At 70.9% G+C, this 19,469-nt stretch carries 16 protein-coding genes and 1 riboswitch; of the genes, 14 read left to right on the forward strand and 2 right to left on the reverse strand.

Features of this window, described 5'->3' with window-relative positions; all coding sequences use genetic code 11:
- The 9 genes from L3078_RS39025 (at position 1) to L3078_RS39065 (ending at position 10,273) form a co-directional block, all read left to right on the forward strand.
- Complete coding sequence (locus L3078_RS39025; RefSeq protein WP_239760656.1) at positions 1 to 1,053, forward strand: polyprenyl synthetase family protein; 1,053 nt, start codon at positions 1 to 3, stop codon at positions 1,051 to 1,053.
- Positions 1,054 to 1,190: 137 nt separating this feature from the next.
- Complete coding sequence (gene shc, locus L3078_RS39030) at positions 1,191 to 3,185, forward strand: squalene--hopene cyclase (protein WP_239758918.1); 1,995 nt, start codon at positions 1,191 to 1,193, stop codon at positions 3,183 to 3,185.
- Complete coding sequence (locus L3078_RS39035) at positions 3,185 to 3,829, forward strand: phosphorylase family protein (protein WP_239758920.1); 645 nt, start codon at positions 3,185 to 3,187, stop codon at positions 3,827 to 3,829. The genes shc and L3078_RS39035 overlap by 1 nt, the downstream gene beginning before the upstream one ends.
- A 5-nt stretch (positions 3,830 to 3,834) precedes the next feature.
- Entirely contained in the window at positions 3,835 to 4,866 is a 1,032-nt protein-coding gene (gene hpnH, locus L3078_RS39040) for an adenosyl-hopene transferase HpnH (RefSeq protein WP_239758921.1), read from the forward strand.
- Between the two features lie 4 nt (positions 4,867 to 4,870).
- Positions 4,871 to 6,028, forward strand: coding sequence for a flavodoxin-dependent (E)-4-hydroxy-3-methylbut-2-enyl-diphosphate synthase (gene ispG, locus L3078_RS39045; protein ID WP_239758923.1), 1,158 nt, complete (start codon positions 4,871 to 4,873; stop codon positions 6,026 to 6,028).
- Positions 6,029 to 6,068: 40 nt separating this feature from the next.
- Entirely contained in the window at positions 6,069 to 8,021 is a 1,953-nt protein-coding gene (gene dxs / locus L3078_RS39050) for a 1-deoxy-D-xylulose-5-phosphate synthase (RefSeq protein WP_239758925.1), read from the forward strand.
- A complete protein-coding gene (locus L3078_RS39055) occupies positions 8,018 to 9,427 on the forward strand; it encodes an aspartate aminotransferase family protein (protein ID WP_239758927.1) in 1,410 nt (469 codons plus the stop codon). Before dxs ends, L3078_RS39055 begins: the two co-directional genes overlap by 4 nt.
- Positions 9,428 to 9,521: 94 nt before the next feature.
- Positions 9,522 to 10,154, forward strand: a complete 633-nt coding sequence (locus L3078_RS39060; protein ID WP_239758929.1) for a helix-turn-helix domain-containing protein — start codon at positions 9,522 to 9,524, stop codon at positions 10,152 to 10,154.
- Positions 10,151 to 10,273: a DUF6126 family protein gene (locus tag L3078_RS39065; RefSeq protein WP_184902031.1), complete on the forward strand. Its 123-nt coding sequence runs from the start codon at positions 10,151 to 10,153 to the stop codon at positions 10,271 to 10,273. The genes L3078_RS39060 and L3078_RS39065 overlap by 4 nt, the downstream gene beginning before the upstream one ends.
- Before the next feature lie 21 nt (positions 10,274 to 10,294).
- Here L3078_RS39065 and L3078_RS39070 read toward each other — a convergent pair whose 3' ends face one another.
- Positions 10,295 to 11,092: a tyrosine-protein phosphatase gene (locus L3078_RS39070; RefSeq protein ID WP_239758931.1), complete on the reverse strand. Its 798-nt coding sequence runs from the start codon at positions 11,090 to 11,092 to the stop codon at positions 10,295 to 10,297.
- Positions 11,093 to 11,347: 255 nt separating this feature from the next.
- Here L3078_RS39070 and L3078_RS39075 point away from each other — a divergent pair, with 255 nt between their 5' ends.
- The 5 genes from L3078_RS39075 (at position 11,348) to L3078_RS39095 (ending at position 18,710) form a co-directional block, all read left to right on the forward strand.
- On the forward strand, positions 11,348 to 13,420 hold the full coding sequence (locus L3078_RS39075) for an alpha-galactosidase (RefSeq protein ID WP_239758933.1): 2,073 nt from the start codon (positions 11,348 to 11,350) through the stop codon (positions 13,418 to 13,420).
- A gap of 302 nt (positions 13,421 to 13,722) precedes the next feature.
- Positions 13,723 to 13,881, forward strand: a riboswitch (cyclic di-AMP (ydaO/yuaA leader).
- Between the two features lie 4 nt (positions 13,882 to 13,885).
- A complete protein-coding gene (locus L3078_RS39080; RefSeq protein WP_239758935.1) occupies positions 13,886 to 14,902 on the forward strand; it encodes a M23 family metallopeptidase in 1,017 nt (338 codons plus the stop codon).
- Between the two features lie 251 nt (positions 14,903 to 15,153).
- Positions 15,154 to 17,025, forward strand: coding sequence for a rhamnogalacturonan lyase family protein (locus tag L3078_RS39085; RefSeq protein ID WP_239758936.1), 1,872 nt, complete (start codon positions 15,154 to 15,156; stop codon positions 17,023 to 17,025).
- A 47-nt stretch (positions 17,026 to 17,072) separates the two neighbouring features.
- Complete coding sequence (locus tag L3078_RS39090) at positions 17,073 to 17,780, forward strand: DUF6250 domain-containing protein (RefSeq protein ID WP_239758938.1); 708 nt, start codon at positions 17,073 to 17,075, stop codon at positions 17,778 to 17,780.
- 144 nt (positions 17,781 to 17,924) lie between these two features.
- On the forward strand, positions 17,925 to 18,710 hold the full coding sequence (locus tag L3078_RS39095; RefSeq protein WP_239760657.1) for an SGNH/GDSL hydrolase family protein: 786 nt from the start codon (positions 17,925 to 17,927) through the stop codon (positions 18,708 to 18,710).
- A 117-nt stretch (positions 18,711 to 18,827) separates the two neighbouring features.
- Here L3078_RS39095 and L3078_RS39100 read toward each other — a convergent pair whose 3' ends face one another.
- Positions 18,828 to 19,448, reverse strand: coding sequence for a TetR/AcrR family transcriptional regulator (locus tag L3078_RS39100; protein WP_239758940.1), 621 nt, complete (start codon positions 19,446 to 19,448; stop codon positions 18,828 to 18,830).
- Positions 19,449 to 19,469: the final 21 nt, after the last annotated feature.

Genomic DNA, 19,469 nt, shown 5'->3' on the forward strand with positions numbered 1-19,469 from the left:
GTGACGGCCGCCGCGAGGACCGCGGTGGACGTGACCGCGCTCCTGGAGCGCGGGCGGACCCTGGCCACCCCCGTGCTGCGGGCGGCCGTCGACCGGCTGGCGCCCCCCATGGACACCGTCGCCGCCTACCACTTCGGCTGGATCGACGCTCACGGCAACCCGGCGGACGGCGACGGCGGCAAGGCCGTACGCCCCGCGCTCGCCGTCATGTCCGCCGAGGTCACCGGCGCCGCGCCCGAGGTCGGTATCCCCGGCGCGGTCGCCGTGGAGCTGGTGCACAACTTCTCGCTGCTGCACGACGACCTGATGGACGGCGACGAACAGCGCCGCCACCGCGACACCGTGTGGAAGGTGCACGGCCCCGCCCAGGCCATCCTCGTCGGCGACGCCCTGATGGTCCTCGCCAACGAGATCCTCCTCGAACTCGGCACCGCCGAGGCGGCCCGCGCCACCCGCCGCGTCACCACGGCGACCCGTGCCCTCATCGACGGACAGGCCCAGGACATCTCCTACGAGCACCGCGAGCGGGTCACCGTCGAGGAGTGCCTGGAGATGGAGGGCAACAAGACCGGCGCCCTGCTCGCCTGCGCCTGCTCCATCGGCGCGGTCCTCGGCGGCGCCGACGACCGCACCGCCGACACGCTGGAGAGGTACGGCTACCACCTCGGCCTCGCCTTCCAGGCCGTGGACGACCTGCTGGGCATCTGGGGCGACCCGGTCTCCACCGGCAAGCAGACCTGGAGCGACCTGCGCCAGCGCAAGAAGTCCCTGCCGGTCGTGGCCGCGCTCGCGGCCGGCGGCCCGGCCTCCGAACAACTGGGCGAACTCCTCGCCGCCGACGCCAAGGCCAGCGACTTCGAGAACTTCTCCGAGGAGGAGTTCGCCGCGCGCGCCGCCCTCATCGAGGAGGCGGGCGGCCGTGAGTGGGCCGTCGAGGAGGCCCGCCGCCAGCACGCGATCGCCATCGAGGCACTGGACTCGATCCGGATGCCCGAGCGGGTCCGGGAGGAGTTCGCGGCGCTCGCGGACTTCGTCGTCGTACGGAAGAGATGAGCACCATCCCCCAGGAGCCGACCGTCATCGGTCGAATAGCCCTCGCGTAGTCGCCGGCCGGTGCCCGTCACCGGAGACGCACCGGCCGACGGCTGACCCACCGCAGAGAGATCCGTCCACTGCACGAAGGGGAAGCCATGACAGCGACGACCGACGGAAGCACCGGGGCCCTGCCGCCCCGCGCCCCCTCGGCCAGCGACACCGACCACGACACCCCGCAGGCGGCCGGGGTCCAGGACGCCGCCGCGCACGCCGTACGGCGTTCCACCGACTTCCTCCTCTCCCGGCAGGACGACCAGGGCTGGTGGAAGGGCGACCTGGAGACCAACGTCACCATGGACGCCGAGGACCTGCTGCTCCGTCAGTTCCTCGGCATCCGCGACGAGAGGACCACCCGGGCCGCCGCCCTGTTCATCAGGGGCGAGCAGCGCCCGGACGGCACCTGGGCCACGTTCTACGGCGGCCCGCCCGACCTGTCCGCCACCGTCGAGGCGTACGTCGCGCTGCGACTGGCCGGGGACGACCCCGGCGCCCCGCACATGGCGCGGGCGTCCGCGTGGATCCGGGAGCGGGGCGGGATCGCCGCCGCCCGGGTCTTCACCCGCATCTGGCTGGCGCTGTTCGGCTGGTGGAAGTGGGACGACCTGCCGGAGATGCCGCCGGAGATCGTCTGGTTCCCGAAGTGGATGCCGCTCAACATCTACGACTTCGGATGCTGGGCCCGGCAGACGATCGTGCCCCTGACGGTGGTCTCGGCGATGCGTCCGGTGCGGCCCGCGCCGTTCCCGCTGGACGAGCTGCACACCGACCCGGGCCGGCCGAACCCGCCCAGACCCCTGGATCCGCTCGGCAGTTGGGAGGGCGCCTTCCAGCGGCTCGACAAGGTCCTGCACGGCTACCACAAGGTCGCGCTGAAGCGGCTGCGCAAGGCCGCGATGAACAGCGCCGCCCGCTGGATCATCGAGCGGCAGGAGAACGACGGCTGCTGGGGCGGCATCCAGCCGCCGGCCGTGTACTCGCTGATCGCGCTGCGGCTGCTCGGCTACGACCTCCAGCACCCCGTCATGCGGGCCGGGCTTGCGTCGCTCGACCGGTTCGCCGTGTGGCGCGAGGACGGGGCCCGGATGATCGAGGCCTGCCAGTCGCCGGTGTGGGACACCTGCCTCGCCACCATCGCGCTCGCCGACGCGGGTCTGCCCGCCGACCACCCCCAACTCGTCAAGGCCGCCGACTGGATGCTCGGCGAGGAGATCGTCCGCCCCGGCGACTGGGCGGTGAAGCGGCCCCAACTCCCTCCCGGTGGCTGGGCGTTCGAGTTCCACAACGACAACTATCCCGACATCGACGACACCGCCGAGGTCGTCCTCGCGCTGCGCCGGGTGGCTCACCACGACCCGGAGCGCGTGGAGAAGGCCGTTCGGCGAGGGGTGCGCTGGACCCTCGGCATGCAGTCGAGGAACGGCGCGTGGGGCGCCTTCGACGTCGACAACACGAGCCCCTTCCCCAACCGGCTGCCGTTCTGCGACTTCGGCGAGGTCATCGACCCGCCGTCCGCCGATGTCACCGCGCACGTGGTGGAGATGCTCGCGGTCGAGGGCCTGTCCCACGACCCGCGCACCCGGCGCGCCATCGAGTGGCTGCTCGCCGAACAGGAGCCCAGCGGCGCGTGGTTCGGGCGCTGGGGCGTCAACTACGTGTACGGCACGGGGTCGGTGGTCCCCGCGCTGGTGACGGCCGGGCTGCCCGCCGCGCACCCCGCGATCCGCCGGGCCGTGGCCTGGCTGGAGACCGTGCAGAACGACGACGGCGGCTGGGGAGAGGACCTGCGTTCCTACCCCGACCCCGCCGAGTGGGGCGGCAAGGGCGCCTCCACCGCCTCCCAGACCGCGTGGGCGCTGCTCGCGCTGCTGGCGGCGGGGGAGCGGGACGCCAAGTCCACCGAACGCGGTGTCGAGTGGCTGGCCCGGACCCAGCGGGAGGACGGCTCCTGGGACGAGCCGTACTTCACCGGCACCGGGTTCCCCTGGGACTTCTCCATCAACTACCACCTCTACCGGCAGGTCTTCCCGCTCACCGCGCTCGGCCGGTACGTCCACGGTGAACCGGCCGTCCTGAAACCCCAGGGGCGCTGATGAACACGCCCGCCGCCCCGGCCCCGCTGCTGATCGCCTGCGCGCTCGGCATCGAGCAGCTCGCCCTGCGCAGCGGCGACCGGGGCGGCGCCGGGGGCCCGGTCACCGTCGTACGCACCGGCATGGGTCCGAGGGCCGCCGAGCGGTCCGTCGCCCGGCTGCTCGCGGGCCCGGAGCTGCGCGACGCGGCGGTCCTGGCCACCGGGTTCTGCGCCGGACTCGCCCCGGGCACGCACCCCGGCGACATGGTCGTCGCCGAGGAGACCCGGGGCCCCGACGGCGCCGTCACGCCCTGCGTGGGCACCGAACTGCTGGTCAAGGAGCTGGCGAGGGCCGTGCCCGGGCGCACGATCCACACCGGGCCGCTCACCGGATCCGACCACGTCGTCCGTGGTCAGGAGCGGTCGGACCTGTTCGCGACCGGCGCGATCGCGGTCGACATGGAGTCCGCGGTCACGCTCCACCACGCCGTGAGGGCGGGCGCACGCCCCGTTGCGGCCGTCCGGGTGGTCGTGGACGCTCCAGAACATGAACTGGTCCGGATCGGCACGGTACGCGGTGGAATATCAGCCTTCCGCGTCCTTCGTGCCGTCCTTCCCGCTTACTACGAATGGCACCGTTCCCTGCTGCTCCCCCGGAGGTGAGCCAGATGGCCATGCCGCTCCGCCAGTCCATCAAGGTGGCGACGTATCTCGCCGAACAGAAGCTCCGCAAGCGCGACAAGTTCCCACTGATCGTCGAGCTGGAACCGCTCTACGCCTGCAATCTGAAGTGTGAGGGCTGCGGCAAGATCCAACATCCGGCGGGCGTGCTGAAGCAGCGCATGCCGGTGGCGCAGGCCGTGGGCGCCGTCCTGGAGTCCGGAGCGCCGATGGTGTCCATCGCCGGCGGCGAGCCCCTGATGCACCCGCAGATCGACGAGATCGTGCGGCAGTTGGTGGCGAAGAGGAAGTACGTCTTCCTGTGCACCAACGCCCTGCTGATGCGCAAGAAGATGGACAAGTTCAAGCCCTCGCCGTACTTCGCCTTCGCGGTGCACATCGACGGGCTGCGGGAGCGGCACGACGAGTCGGTGGCGAAGGAGGGGGTGTTCGACGAGGCCGTGGCGGCCATCAAGGAGGCCAAGCGACGCGGCTTCCGGGTGACCACCAACTCGACCTTCTTCAACACCGACACCCCGCAGACCGTCATCGAGGTGCTGAACTTCCTCAACGACGACCTGAAGGTCGACGAGATGATGATCTCGCCCGCCTACGCCTATGAGAAGGCGCCCGACCAGGAGCACTTCCTCGGCGTCGAGCAGACCCGCGAACTGTTCAAGAAGGCCTTCGCCGGCGGCAACCGGCGGCGCTGGCGGCTCAACCACTCGCCCCTGTTCCTCGACTTCCTCGAGGGCAGGGTCGACTTCCCGTGCACGGCCTGGGCGATCCCCAACTACTCGCTCTTCGGCTGGCAGCGGCCGTGCTACCTGATGAGCGACGGGTACGTCACGACCTACCGGGAGCTGATCGAGGACACCGACTGGGACGCGTACGGCCGGGGCAAGGACCCGCGCTGTGCCAACTGCATGGCGCACTGCGGGTACGAGCCGACCGCCGTCCTCGCCACCATGGGGTCGCTGAAGGAGTCGCTGCGCGCCCTGCGCGAGACCGTCTCCTCGAACCACGCGAACCAGGGGTGATGTGATGACCGCCGTGTCGCTGGGCGTCCCCGAGCTGCCCGCCCGACCGATCGCGGAACGCCGCACCTCGCGGCGGATCCAGGTCGGCCCGGTGGCCGTCGGGGGCGGGGCCCCGGTGTCGGTGCAGTCGATGACGACGACCCGTACGTCGGACGTCGGCGCCACCCTGCAGCAGATCGCCGAACTCACCGCGTCAGGCTGCCAGATCGTCCGGGTCGCCTGTCCCACGCAGGACGACGCGGACGCCCTCGCCACGATCGCCCGCAAGTCGCAGATCCCCGTGATCGCGGACATCCACTTCCAGCCCAAGTACGTCTTCGCGGCGATCGAGGCCGGCTGCGCGGCGGTACGGGTGAACCCCGGCAACATCAAGCAGTTCGACGACAAGGTCAAGGAGATCGCGCGGGCGGCGAAGGACCACGACACCCCCATCCGGATCGGGGTCAACGCCGGCTCGCTCGACCGGCGGCTGCTGGAGAAGTACGGGAAGGCGACGCCCGAGGCGCTGGTGGAGTCCGCGCTGTGGGAGGCGTCGCTGTTCGAGGAGCACGACTTCCGGGACATCAAGATCTCGGTCAAGCACAACGACCCCGTCGTGATGATCGAGGCGTACCGCCAGCTCGCCGCCCAGTGCGACTACCCGCTGCACCTGGGCGTCACCGAGGCCGGCCCGGCGTTCCAGGGCACGATCAAGTCCGCCGTCGCCTTCGGGGCGCTGCTCAGCGAGGGGATCGGCGACACGATCCGGGTCTCGCTGAGCGCCCCGCCGGTCGAGGAGATCAAGGTCGGCATCCAGATCCTCGAGTCGCTGAACCTGCGGCAGCGGCGGCTGGAGATCGTCTCGTGCCCGTCGTGCGGACGGGCGCAGGTCGATGTGTACCGGCTGGCGGACGAGGTGTCCGCCGGGCTGGAAGGCATGGAGGTCCCGTTGCGGGTCGCGGTCATGGGCTGCGTCGTCAACGGACCCGGGGAGGCGCGGGAGGCGGACCTGGGGGTCGCCTCCGGCAACGGGAAGGGGCAGATCTTCGTGAAGGGCGAGGTCATCAGGACCGTGCCCGAGTCGAAGATCGTGGAGACCCTCATCGACGAGGCGATGAAGATCGCCGAGCAGATGGAGAAGGACGGCGTCGCGTCGGGCGAACCGGCGGTCACCGTGAGTTGACGACACGGGCTGAAGAGCACGGATCGAGAGGGGGCCCGACGTGACGATTCTGGAGAACATCCGGCAACCGCGCGACCTGAAGGCGCTGACCGAGGCGGAACTCGGTGAACTGGCGGCAGAGATCCGGGAGTTCCTGGTGCACGCGGTCGCCAGGACCGGTGGTCACCTGGGGCCCAACCTGGGGGTGGTGGAACTGTCCGTCGCGCTCCACCGGGTCTTCGACTCACCCGTGGACCGCATCGTCTGGGACACCGGTCACCAGAGCTATGTGCACAAGCTGCTGACGGGTCGTCAGGACTTCTCGAAACTGCGCGGCAAGGGCGGCCTGTCCGGCTATCCCTCGCGCGAGGAGTCCGACCACGACATCGTCGAGAACAGCCACGCCTCCACCGCCCTCGGCTGGGCGGACGGCCTCGCCAAGGCCCGCGAGGTGCGGGGGGAACAGGGGCATGTGGTCGCGGTCATCGGCGACGGCGCGCTCACCGGCGGCATGGCCTGGGAGGCGCTCAACAACATCGCCGCCGCCAAGGACCGGCCGCTGATCATCGTCGTCAACGACAACGAACGTTCCTACTCACCGACCATCGGCGGCCTCGCCAACCACCTCGCGACCCTGCGGACCACCGACGGCTACGAGCAGTTCCTCGCCTGGGGCAAGGACGTGCTGCTGCGCACCCCGGTCGTCGGCAAGGAGGTCTACGAGGCCCTGCACGGGGCGAAGAAGGGCTTCAAGGACGCCTTCGCGCCGCAGGGCATGTTCGAGGACCTGGGCCTGAAGTACGTCGGACCGATCGACGGGCACGACATTAAGGCGGTCGAGTCGGCGCTGCGCCGCGCCAAGCGCTTCCACGGCCCCGTCCTGGTGCACTGCCTGACCCAGAAGGGCCGCGGCTACGAGCCCGCCCTCGCGAACGAGGAGGACCACTTCCACACCGTCGGCGTGATGGACCCGCTGACCTGCGAGCCGCTCACCCCCGCCGGCGGACCGTCCTGGACGTCGGTCTTCGGCGACGAGATCGTGCGGATCGGGGACGAGCGCGAGGACGTCGTCGCGATCACGGCGGCCATGCTGCACCCGGTCGGGCTCGGCAGGTTCGCGGAGAAGTTCCCCGACCGGGTGTGGGACGTCGGCATCGCCGAGCAGCACGCGGCGGTCTCGGCGGCGGGACTGGCGACGGGCGGGCTGCATCCGGTCGTGGCGGTCTACGCGACCTTCCTCAACCGGGCCTTCGACCAACTGCTGATGGATGTGGCCCTGCACCGGTGCGGCGTCACCTTCGTCCTGGACCGGGCCGGGGTGACGGGCGTCGACGGCGCCTCGCACAACGGCATGTGGGACCTCTCCGTCCTCCAGGTCGTGCCGGGGCTGCGGATCGCCGCGCCCCGCGACGCCGACCAACTGCGCGCGCAGCTGCGGGAAGCGGTCGCCGTGGACGACGCCCCCACCCTGATCCGGTTCCCGAAGGAATCGGTGGGACCCGAGATCCCGTCACTGGAGCGGGTGGGCGGCATGGACGTGCTGTACCGCTCCCCGTCCGTCGCGACGGCCACGACCTCCGACCGACCGCAGGTGCTGCTCGTCGCCGTCGGCGTGATGGCGACGGTGTGTCTGCGGACCGCCGAGCTGCTCAGGACCCGGGGCATCGGCTGCACCGTCGTCGACCCCCGCTGGGTCAAGCCGGTCGATCCGGCGCTGCCGTGGCTCGCCGACGAACACCGATTGGTGGCGGTCGTGGAGGACAACAGCCGGGCCGCCGGCGTCGGTTCGGCCGTCGCCCTCGCCCTGGGGGACGCCGACGTCGACGTCCCCGTACGGCGGTTCGGCATCCCGGAGCAGTTCCTCGCCCACGCCAAACGCGCGGAGGTGCTGGCGGACATAGGGCTGACGCCGGTCGAGATCGCCGGGCGGATCAGCGCGTCGCTCGCCGCCCGGGACGAGTTCGCCCGGGGGGACCTGTCGGAGGCCGAGCCCGCCAAGGAGAAACCGGAATGACCACCCTGGAACCAGCGGCGGGCACCGAGGAGTTCGACCTCGGCGCACTCCTCGCCGAGCGCGGCGCCGAGCGCTACGAACTCCACGCCCGGTACCTCAACCACCAGCTCCCGCGCATGCTGCGCACCATCGGCTTCGACAAGGTCTACGAGCGAGCCGAGGGCGCGTACTTCTGGGACGCGGACGGCGCCGACCACCTGGACATGCTCGCCGGGTTCGGGGTGATGGGGCTCGGCCGCCACCACCCCGTGGTCCGCAAGGCCCTGCACGACGTGCTCGACGCGGGGCTCGCCGACCTGACCCGCTTCGACTGCCCGCCGCTGCCCGGCCTGCTCGCCGAGCGGCTGCTCACCCACAGCCCGCACCTGGACCGGGTGTTCTTCGGCAACAGCGGCACGGAGGCCGTCGAGACCGCGCTGAAGTTCGCCCGGTACGCCACCGGCAGACCCCGCGTCCTCTACTGCGATCACGCCTTCCACGGACTCACCACCGGCTCGCTCTCCGTGAACGGCGAGGACGGCTTCCGGGACGGCTTCGCGCCGCTGCTGCCCGACACGGCCGTACCGCTCGGTGATCTCGACGCGCTGGCGCGGGAATTGAAGAAGGGGGACGTCGCCGCCCTCGTCGTCGAACCCATCCAGGGCAAGGGCGTGCACGAGGCACCGCCCGGCTATCTGCTCGCCGCCCAGGAGCTGCTGCACCGGCACGGGGCGCTGCTGATCGTCGACGAGGTGCAGACCGGGCTCGGCCGCACCGGGGACTTCTACGCCTACCAGCACGAGGACGGCGTCGAACCGGACCTCGTCTGCGTGGCCAAGGCGCTCTCCGGCGGCTATGTCCCGGTCGGCGCGACCCTCGGCAAGGACTGGATCTTCAAGAAGGTCTACTCGTCGATGGACCGGGTCCTCGTCCACTCGGCGAGCTTCGGCTCCAACGCCCAAGCCATGGCCGCCGGGCTCGCCGTCCTCTCGGTCATGGAGAACGAGCAGATCGTGGCCCATGCCCGGGCCACGGGGGAGCTGCTGAAGAGCCGGCTCACGGCGCTCATCGACAGGTACGAGCTGCTGAGCGACGTACGCGGCCGGGGCCTGATGATCGGCATCGAGTTCGGCAGGCCCAGGTCGCTGGCGCTGCGCAGCCGCTGGACCATGCTCCAGGCGGCCCGCAAGGGACTCTTCGCGCAGATGGTCGTCGTCCCGCTGCTGCGACGGCACCGCATCCTCACCCAGGTCTCCGGCGACCACCTGGAGGTGATCAAGCTGATCCCGCCGCTGATCATCGGGGAACGCGAGGTGGACCGGTTCGTCGCCGCCTTCACCGAGGTGATGGACGACGCGCACAGCGGGGGCGGACTGATGTGGGACTTCGGGAAGACGCTGGTGAAGCAGGCGGTCGCCCACCGCTGAGGCGGGGCGGGGGCTGAACCTGCCGCTTCCGATCGGCTTTGCCTCTGAGGCAAGAAATTTGCCGCAGAGGCAAAGCTCCGGCTGAATGGAGGGCATGAGCCCCTCCGAGGGTACGCACCCTCCCGAGCCCCCGGTCGACCCGGAACTGCCCGCCGTCGCCCCGCAGCTGCGGGGTCTGCGCCGCCGGGCCGCCCTCACCCTGGAGGCGGCCGCCCGCGCCGCCGGTCTGTCGCCCGCCCATCTCTCCCGGCTGGAGACCGGGCAGCGACAGCCCTCGTTGCCGATGCTGCTCGCGCTGGCCCGCGTCTACGGTACGACCGTCTCCGAACTGCTGGGCGAGACCGTCGCCGAACGGGACGCCGTGCTGCGGGCGCCCGACATGGAGCCCACCCGGGCCGGAGGCTGGACGTACTGGCAGGCGGGTGCGTCCGGGCGCGGGATGCAGGCGCTGCGCGTCCATGTGCCGCACGGCTCGCAGGGCGACATCGTGCGGGTGCATCCCGGCGAGGAGTGGCTCTACGTCCTCAAGGGGCGGCTGCGGCTGCGCCTCGGGGACGCCGCGCATCTGCTGGCGCCCGGGGACAGCGCGCACTTCGACTCGCTGACCCCGCACCGCATCGCCGCCGCCGACCCCGACGGCGCCGACCTCCTGTTCGTCCACACCCTTCTGCAGAGCCCGACCGCCGCACTGTGCCTCGGGCCCGTCACGTCCGGAGAGACGCCATGAGCGACCTGGAAGAGAAGTTCCCCCGCGCCCTGTGGGTGCGACTCATCATCTACATCGCGGTCGGCCACGTCTTCGCGGCCTTCATCTATCTGCTGTTCGAGGTGGGCGCGAACCAGTGACCACCGGGCGGGCCGCCGTGCCTAGTCCAGCAGGCGCTCGCGCAGGCGCTCCCGGATCTGCGGGGTGATCTTCAGACCCTGCTCCAGGTAGGTGTCCACATCTCCCCAGGTCTCCTCGATGGTGTCGAACGCCGCCTGCAGATACTCGGCGCGGGCGTCGAAGAGCGGGCTCAGCAGCTCCATGACCTCCGGGGAGTAGGCGTTCGCCGCGCGGCTGCTGCGGTGCACCTTGTAGCGGCGGTGCTTGGCGTTCGACTCCAGGTAGTCGGCGACGATGGCCTCGCGCTCCACACCCACGGTGAGCAGGGTGATGGCGACGGAGAGGCCCGCCCGGTCCTTGCCCGCCGCGCAGTGCATCAGCACGGGCACACTGTCCTCGGCCAGGGCGTGCAGCACCCGGGAGTGCTCGGCCGTGCGGTCCTTGATGATCCGGCGGTAGGACGAGATCATCCGGCCGGCCCCCTTGCCGTCGTCCAGCAGCGCGCGCAGCTGGTCCAGGTCGCCGTCGCGGACCAGCTTCCAGAACTCGGCGCCGTCCGCCGGGTCGCTCAGCGGCAGGTTCACATTGAGGACACCGGGCAGCTCGACGTCCGGGCCCTCCAGCTTGTGGTCGGCCGCGTTGCGGAAGTCGAAGATCGTGTGCAGGCCCAGGGAGGAGAGGAAGGCGGCGTCCTCGTCGGTCGCGTGCGCCAGGTGGCCGCTGCGGAACAGCACCCCGTGACGCACCCGGCGGCCGTCCACGGTCGGCAGACCCCCCACATCGCGGAAATTGCGCACCCCGGTCAGCTCGGGCTCGGTCGACGGGATCTGCTGCGTCACTGGGGCTCCCTCCCATCCGCCCGTCCGCGCCGAGCGCCGACGGGCACGCACTCGACATCGAGGCGCGCCCTCGACGATACGACATGGGTGCGTACGCCAATGAGTTGTCCACAGCCGGGTACGGGAGCCCGGAGCGGTTGTCCACAGGCCGCTCGGCGGACGCGGCGCGGTTGTCCACAGGCGCCGTCGAGCGCCCGCGGCGACCTGCGATGATGTTGAAGCCCGATTGCACCTGTTCGAATCTGTGGGGGCTTGATGTTGGAAATCGGCGCAGACGGCCGGACCTGGCTTCTCACCGGGACCAGGAGCAGCTATGCCCTGCGGCTCACCGAGAACGACGAGCTGCTGCACCTGCACTGGGGTCCCCGGATCGCCCTCGCGGACGCCGAGGAGCTGGCAGCACGGCTGCAGTTGCCGTACTGGCCGTTCGAGGCCCCGGTCGACGGACACGAGGAGTACCCCGTCGAGGGCGGACCCCGCTTCACCCGCCCGGCCCTGTCCGTGCGCACGGACGAGCGGCGCGGCACCGAGTGGACCTTCCAGGCGTACGAGGCCGACGGCGACGAGCTGCGGCTGCGGTTCACCGACGACGGACTCGGGATCACCCTGCACTACCGGATGCGCGACGACGTGGTCGAGCGCTGGGTGACCCTCGCCAACGAGGGGCCCGCGGTGGAGCTGCTGCGGGCCGACTCGGCGACCTGGACGCTGCCGCGCGCGGAGGAGACCTGGCGCCTCTCCCAGCTGCACGGGCGATGGGCGGCCGAGTCCCGGCTCGTGCGCGCCGACCTCACCTACGGCGAGAAGGTCATCGGCAGCCGCCGCGGCCACACCGGGCACCAGCACCTGCCCTGGGTCGCCCTCGACACCGACGCCACAGAGGAGCGCGGCGAGGTCTACGGCTGCGCCCTGGGCTGGTCGGGTTCCTGGCGGATCGCGGTGGCCCAACTCCCGGACGCGCGCGTGCAGATCACCGGCGGCGCCGGATACGACGAGTCCGGACTGCTGCGGCTGGAGACGGGCGGGACCTTCACCACACCCGTCTTCGCCGGCCTGTGGAGCGACGGCGGCTTCGGCGGGGCGAGCCGCGCCTGGCACGCCTACCAGCGGACGTACGTCATCCCGGACGCGGACCAGGACCGGCCGGTCCTCTTCAACTCCTGGGAGGCCACCGAGTTCGACATCTCCGAGGAACAGCAGGAGGCCCTGGCGCGCCGGGCGGCCGCCATCGGGGTCGAGCTGTTCGTGGTGGACGACGGCTGGTTCGGGGCGCGCACCAGCGACCGGGCCGGCCTCGGCGACTGGACGCCCAATCCCGACCGCTTCCCGAAGGGGCTGCGTCCGCTCGCCGAGCGTGTGCACTCCCTCGGGATGCAGTTCGGCATCTGGGTCGAGCCGGAAATGGTCAATCCGGACAGTGAGCTGTATCGGGCGCATCCCGAATGGGCGCAGTTCCAACCGGGCCGAAAGCGGACGGAACTGCGCAATCAGCTCGTCCTCAATCTCGCCCGGGAAGACGTCCAGGAATACCTCTGGGAACGGCTCGACACGCTCCTGTCCAGCGCGCCGATCGACTATGTGAAGTGGGACTTCAACCGCTGCTTCACCGACGCGGGCTGGCCCGGTGAGCCCTATCCGCAGAAGCTGTGGGTCGAGCACGTGCACGCCTTCTACGCCCTGCTGGACCGGCTGCGGGCCGCGCACCCGGGGGTCGCGTTCGAGTCGTGCTCGGGCGGCGGCGGCCGGATCGACCTCGGGGTCATGGCGCGGACGGACCAGGTGTGGACCTCCGACAACACCGACCCGCTCGACCGGCTCGCCATCCAGCACGGCTTCAGTCAGATCCATCCGGCCCGGGCCATGGCCGCGTGGGTCACCGACAGCCCGAACAACCAGCTGAACGGGCGGGTCAGCTCGCTGCGGTTCCGGTTCGTCAGCGCCATGGCGGGCGTGCTCGGCGTGGGCGGCGACCTCACCGAGTGGAGCGAGGAGGAGCTGGCCGAGGCCCGGGAGTGGGTGGAGCTGTACAAGGGGATCCGGCCGGTCGTGCAGCGCGGCGACCTGTACCGGCTGCGGCCGCCGACGGGCGGGCTGAGCGCCGTGCAGTACGTGCACGGTGACGAGGTCGTCGTCCTCGCCTGGCTCCAGGCCCAGCACTACGGCGAGCCGCTCGCCCCGCTGCGACTGCGCGGGCTGGACCCGACGGCGACGTACGAGTGCCGCGAAACGGGCGAGACGCACCGAGGTGCCGTGCTGGTGCATCACGGACTGCGGACCGGTCTGCGCGGCGACTTCGATGCGACGGTTGTCCGTCTCCGTCGGACTTGAGCCTTCTGTCTGAAATGTAGCTGTAAATCCAACAAGCCCTGGAATAAAGCCTACTGGGCCGTAGGTGCGTGAGCAGCGTCATATTCGTGACGTTCCGTTGCCGTCATGTCCACGTAATTCGCGCAGATTTCCAGGGAGGTTGGAATGCACCCTAGACCGGTCTATTACGGAGCGTGATGGTGAATTGATGTAAGGATCAGTGCGGAAGACGCACAGGAAGTCCCAAAGGTTGTCCCTGTGGGCACAAGTCGCTTACGTTCGGCGTCAATCCGGACGGACGCCCAATCCTGCCGCCGACCGGAGCCGCGTACCGACCCGATCCACGGCAGGAGCGGGGGACCCACAGGAATCACCGCCTGTTCCGGTCTCCGGAACGGCTAGGGGTAAAGCCGTGCGCAAGCACGGCCGGACATCTCCAGTCCGCACCCGACAGCTCACCTCGCAGGCGCCGGAGAGGAATTCGTCATGCCCGCGAAGGGTAAGCACCGCCGTCCGAAGTCCCAGCGCTTCACCCGCTCGATCGCCGCCGCCGGCACCGGTGGCGCGGCGCTCGCGCTGCCGCTGATCGGAGCCGCCGGCGCCCACGCCGCGACCCCGAGCGCCACCGTCTCCGGTGTCTCCGAGAAGCCGACCACGATCGCCGCCGAGAAGTCCGCGGCCGAGGCGAGCGCACGGATCGAGCAGGCCGAGAAGGCCGCGCAGGCGGAGAAGACCGCCACCAAGAAGGCGGCGGCCAAGACCTACTCGGTGAAGGTCGGCGACTACCTCGCGAAGATCGCGGACGAGCAGGACGTCGAGGGCGGCTGGAAGAAGCTGTACTCGGACAACCGGGAGGCGATCGGCTCCGACCCCTCGCTCATCCACCCGGGGCTGAAGCTGTCGATCGGTGAGCGGGCCGCGTCGAGCGAGACGTCGCGCTCCTCGTCCAAGCCGCAGCTGTCGCAGTCCTCGAAGCCCGCCGAGTCGCCCGCGTCGTCCCAGACGTCGAAGCCCTCCGCTCCCGCGAAGCAGGAGTCGAAGGACACCAAGGCGTCGACCTCGACGGCGAGCGGCCAGTCCTCGTCGTCCAACGCCTCGGGCTTCAGCAGGCCGATCCTGAGCGGGACCGTCGGTACCGCGTACAAGACCGCCGGCAGCATGTGGTCCAGCGGCTACCACACGGGCGTCGACTTCGTGGCCCCGACCGGGACCAGCCTCAAGGCCGTGGGCGCGGGCACCGTCGTCTCCGCCGGCTGGGGCGGCGCGTACGGCAACCAGGTCGTCATCAAGCTCGCCGACGGCTACTACGCCCAGTACGCCCACCTGTCCTCGATCTCCGTCTCCGCGGGTCAGTCCGTGAGCGGCGGCCAGCAGATCGGCCTCTCGGGCGCGACCGGCAACGTCACCGGCCCGCACCTCCACTTCGAGATCCGCACCAGCCCCAACTACGGCGCGGACATCGACCCGCTGGCCTACCTCCGCTCGAAGGGCGTCGGCGTCTGACGACACCGGCCCCCGAGCGTCTGACATCACCTCCACCGGCGTCTGACGTCACCGTCCCCAAGCGGCTGACGCCACCTCCACCCGGCGCCCGCATGCCGAAGGCCGGTCCCTGTGATCAGGGGCCGGTCTTCGGCGTTTCATGATCGCCGTGTTGCGGTCGTGTGGCATGGCCGATCGAACCCTCGACAGTGCCGCGAGGGGCGGGGACAGTGATCCGCGTAAGCGCTTTCTGCCTCTGTGAAGGAGTGTCGGTGCGCACTGCCCGACGTCGGAGAACCGTCTTCCTGACCGCCGCCGCCCTGTTCGCCGGTCTCTTCTCCGCCCCCGGCGGCCATGCCGCGGAGAAACCTCGCCGGGTCGTGGAGAACCTGGACCGGGGCCTGGTCGCCGTACCGTTCGACGGCGGGACCTTCCTCAGCTGGCGGCTGCTCGGCACGGAGTACGCGCGCCGCGGCGACGCGATCGGCTTCAACGTCTACAAGGGCGGCAAGCGGCTGAACCGGGCGCCGATCACCCGCTCGACGACCTACCGGGACACCAGCCCGGGCACGGGCGCGTACAGCGTGCGGGCCGTCGTCGACGGGCGGGAGGGAAAGCCGAGTTCGGCGCTGCCGCTCGATCAGGGGTACGCCGAGATCCCGCTCGCCGCGGCGGAGGGCTACACCGTGCAGCACGCCTGGCCCGGCGACCTCGACGGGGACGGGCGGTACGAGCTGGTGGTGAGCCGGCTCTCGCAGACCAGGGACCGGCCCGACCTGCTGGAGGCGTACACGCTGACCGGCGAGCGGCTGTGGCGTGTCGACCTCGGACCCGGCTCGTACACCCAGGTCGGCGGGAACGGCGCCAACGACCCGGCACCGGCCGCGATCAGCGGATCCACGCCGATCGGCGGGTACCGCAACGACGACAACGTGACCGTGTTCGACCTGGACGGCGACGGCCGGGCCGAGGTGCTGGCGCACACGGCCGCCGGCACGACCTTCGCGGACGGCACGCGGGTCACCGCCGACTCGCCCGCCCGGCAGTTCGTCTCCGTCGTCGACGGCGCGACCGGCACCGAGCGCGACCGGCAGCCCGTGCCCGACGACTTCGCCGCCGACGGCCCGTCCGGCGGCCACTTCGGCATCGCCTACCTCGACGGGGTCCACCCGAGCCTCGTCACCAAGCTCGTCACCCGCGTCGGCGCCCGGCGCGGCGCCTTCCGCGTCCTCTTCCAGACCTGGGACTTCGACGGCACGGACCTGACCCGCCGTTGGAAGTACGTGGTGCCCGCCGACAGCGGCGCGACCGGCTTCCACCAGATCCGCACCGTCGACGTCGACCGCGACGGCAAGGACGAGATCGCCGACGGCAACTACGTGGTGAACGGCGACGGCACCCTCCGGTACGTCGTCGACGGCGCCGGACACGGTGACCGCTTCCACATCGCCGACCTCGACCCCGGCCGCCCCGGCCTGGAGGGATTCGCCATCCAGCAGGCGGAGCTCGGCGTCGTACCGAAATTCCCCTGGTACTACTACGACGCCGACACCGGCGAGCGCCTGGTGACCGGGCAGCACCCGGCCGACTGGGAGAACGACACCGAGATCGACGTCGGCCGGGGCAGCACCGGCGACATCGACCCGGGCCATCGCGGCTACGAGTACTGGACGTCCACCGCCGACGTCACGGCGCCCGGCGCCGGAGTCCGCAACGTCCGGGACGGCAAGGTCGCCACGACCACGCCCAGCGTCAACTTCCGTATCTGGTGGGACGGCGACAAGGGCTCGGAGCTGCTGGACTTCACCCACGTCTCCGACTGGGACCCGGCGACCGAGACCAGTACGCGGATCTTCGATCCGGCCGGCGTCGTCTCCGGAGCCCGCAACGCGACCCCCTTCTACGGCGACATCCTCGGCGACTGGCGCGAGGAGATCCTCGCCGAGACCGCCGACCACACCGCCCTCCGCCTCCACACCACCACCGAGCCGACCGGAACCCGTCTCTACACGCTCGCCCACAACCCCGCGTACCGGCTGGGATGGACCGTCCGGGGCTACCTCCAGTCGACGTACACGGACTACTACCTCGGCACCGAGACCCGTCGGGTGCCGAGGCCCGAGATCGAGGCCCGGTCCCGTTGAACATCCCCGAACGTCACCCGTCGAGAGAAGGACAGAAGGAGCGTCGTATGGCCACCCGTAGAGCTTTCGGAGCGCTCGCCGCCGGTGCCGCCCTCGCGGCCGTCGCCCCGGCGGGGACCGCGTCCGCCCGCACCTCCCGGCGCCGCGGCCGCCTGATCGCCGCCGACGGCTTCCGCCGCGGACTCCGGCAGTGGGCCGTGGAGTTGGAGCGGGGCGGCACGGTCACGGCCTCGCGCGGTGTGCTGGAGGTCGACGTACCGGCCGGGGCCACCCTCTGGTTCAGGCGGCGGTTGGAAGGACCGTACGTCATCGAGTACACGGCCACGCCGGTCTCCGCGGGCGGCGTCAACGACCGGGTGTCCGACCTGAACAACTTCTGGAACGCCGTCGACGTGCGCTCGCCCGACGATCTGTTCGCCACCCCGCGCGGGGGCGCGCTCGCCGAGTACGACCTTCTGAAGACGTACTACGTGGGCTACGGGGCCAACACCAACACGACGACGCGGTTGCGGCGCTATGTGGGGGAGGCGGGGGTGCGGCCGCTGGTCTACGACTACACCGAGCCGTTGCTCGTCGCGAACGAGCCGCATCGCGTGCGCGTCGTCTCGGACGGGTCGAAGGTGCAGTGGTGGAACAACGGGCGGCTCGTGTTCGACTACCGCGACCCCGAGCCGTACACGGGTGGGCATTTCGCCTTCCGGACCACTTGGAGCCACTTCCGGATCGAGGACTTCCGTGTGTGGGGTCTCCACTGACCCGACCTGGTGTATTCCGGGTTGACCCACACTTGACACGTGGTCTATCTCACCGTCCGTCAAGCCCTTATTACGGTCGCGTAGGTCACAGGCGAAGGTGAATCATGTGCCGATGTGGCAGACGATTCGAATGGCAGCAGAGCAATGATCGGGTCGTACGTGGCGCTGGGGGACAGCTTCACCGAGGGTGTCGGCGACCCCGGGCCCGATGGGCGGTTCGTCGGCTGGGCCGACCGGTTCGCGGTGCTTCTCGCGGACCGGTTGCCCGAGGGCGACTTCGATTACACCAACCTGGCCGTGCGGGGGAAGCTCCTCGACCAGATCGTGGAGGACCAGGTACCGAGGGCACTGGAGCTCGCCCCCGATCTGATCTCCTTCTGCGCGGGCGGCAACGACATCATCCGGCCGGGCACCGATCCCGACGAGGTCGCGGAGCGGTTCGAGCGGGCGGTGGTCCGGCTCACCTCGGCCGTCGGCACGGTCATGGTGACCACCGGGTTCGACACCCGTGACGTGCCGGTGCTGAAGCACCTGCGGGGCAAGATCGCCACGTACAACCTGCATGTGCGGGCCATCGCCGACCGGTACGGCTGTCCCGTACTGGACCTGTGGTCGCTGAAGACGGTGCAGGACCGGCGTGCCTGGGACCTGGACCGGCTGCATCTGTCCCCGGAGGGGCACACACGGGTCGCGCTGCGGGCCGGGCAGGTGCTGGGGGTCGACGTCCCGGCCGATCCCGACCAGCCGTGGCCGCCGTTGCCGCCGCGCGGGACGCTGGAGATGCGGCGGGACAACATCCAGTGGGCGCGGGAGTACCTGGTGCCGTGGATCGGCCGGCGGCTGCGCGGGGAGTCCTCCGGGGACCATGTGTCGGCGAAGGGGCACCTGTCGCCGGACGACATCAGGCTGCGGATCGCGACCGTGGCCTGAGATCGGGGAAGGGCGCTTCCTCGCCGTGGCAACGCCGCTTCGGCGGCGGCGTTCCGTATGTCGTGGTTGCTCGCGCAGTTCCCCGCGCCCCTTTCGGGGCGCGGGGATTCGCCGTTCTCAGCGAGGTGCCGTCGTCCATGACGCGGGATCCAGGCCCAGTTCGTGGGCCAGGGCACGGTCGGCCCACTCCTGGGCGCGGGTGCGGGATACGGCTCCGTCGTAGGCCGTGAGCTGTACCGCCAGGCCGTCCAGCAGGGCGGTGAGGCGCAGGGCCGTCGCCGTGGGGTCCGGGCAGGGGAACTCCCCGGCGGCCACGCCGGCTTCGATGACCTCGGTGAGGGCGGCCTTCCACTGCCGGTCCAGATCACGGGTGACCTCGCGCAGGGCGGGGTCGCGGAGGGACGCGGCCCAGCCCTCGATCCAGAGGCGCCAGCCCTTGGCCTGGCCGGTGGGGGCGTACCAGCGGACGGCCGCCCGGAGCCGGCGCAGGGCCGTGGTGCGGCGGCCCAGGAGCTTGCGGAGATGGGCCAGGTCGTCCTCGGCGGCATGGCGGAAGGCCTCGGCCACCAGCCTCTCCTTGGTGGAGAAGTGGTAGAGCACCAAGGCGTTGCTCACACCGAGGACGGCGGCCACGTCGGCGATCCGTACCGCCGCGACGCCCCGCTCCTCGATCTGTTCGATGGCGGCCCGGAGCAGCTCCGCCCGCCGCTCGGCCACGCTCAACCGCACCCTGCCCACCCGGCAACCCTACCCAGGCCC

This window comes from Streptomyces deccanensis, from assembly GCF_022385335.1.
GTDB classification, from domain to species: domain Bacteria; phylum Actinomycetota; class Actinomycetes; order Streptomycetales; family Streptomycetaceae; genus Streptomyces; species Streptomyces deccanensis.

Coding starts and splice junctions, on each gene's coding strand:
- L3078_RS39095 (WP_239760657.1), top strand. CDS start 17,925: ATGATCGGGTCGTACGTGGCGCTGGGGGACAGCTTCACCGAGGGTGTC.
- L3078_RS39065 (WP_184902031.1), top strand. CDS start 10,151: ATGAGCGACCTGGAAGAGAAGTTCCCCCGCGCCCTGTGGGTGCGACTC.
- hpnH (WP_239758921.1), top strand. CDS start 3,835: ATGGCCATGCCGCTCCGCCAGTCCATCAAGGTGGCGACGTATCTCGCC.
- L3078_RS39090 (WP_239758938.1), top strand. CDS start 17,073: ATGGCCACCCGTAGAGCTTTCGGAGCGCTCGCCGCCGGTGCCGCCCTC.
- L3078_RS39060 (WP_239758929.1), top strand. CDS start 9,522: ATGAGCCCCTCCGAGGGTACGCACCCTCCCGAGCCCCCGGTCGACCCG.
- L3078_RS39035 (WP_239758920.1), top strand. CDS start 3,185: ATGAACACGCCCGCCGCCCCGGCCCCGCTGCTGATCGCCTGCGCGCTC.
- L3078_RS39055 (WP_239758927.1), top strand. CDS start 8,018: ATGACCACCCTGGAACCAGCGGCGGGCACCGAGGAGTTCGACCTCGGC.
- L3078_RS39075 (WP_239758933.1), top strand. CDS start 11,348: ATGTTGGAAATCGGCGCAGACGGCCGGACCTGGCTTCTCACCGGGACC.
- shc (WP_239758918.1), top strand. CDS start 1,191: ATGACAGCGACGACCGACGGAAGCACCGGGGCCCTGCCGCCCCGCGCC.
- L3078_RS39080 (WP_239758935.1), top strand. CDS start 13,886: ATGCCCGCGAAGGGTAAGCACCGCCGTCCGAAGTCCCAGCGCTTCACC.
- ispG (WP_239758923.1), top strand. CDS start 4,871: ATGACCGCCGTGTCGCTGGGCGTCCCCGAGCTGCCCGCCCGACCGATC.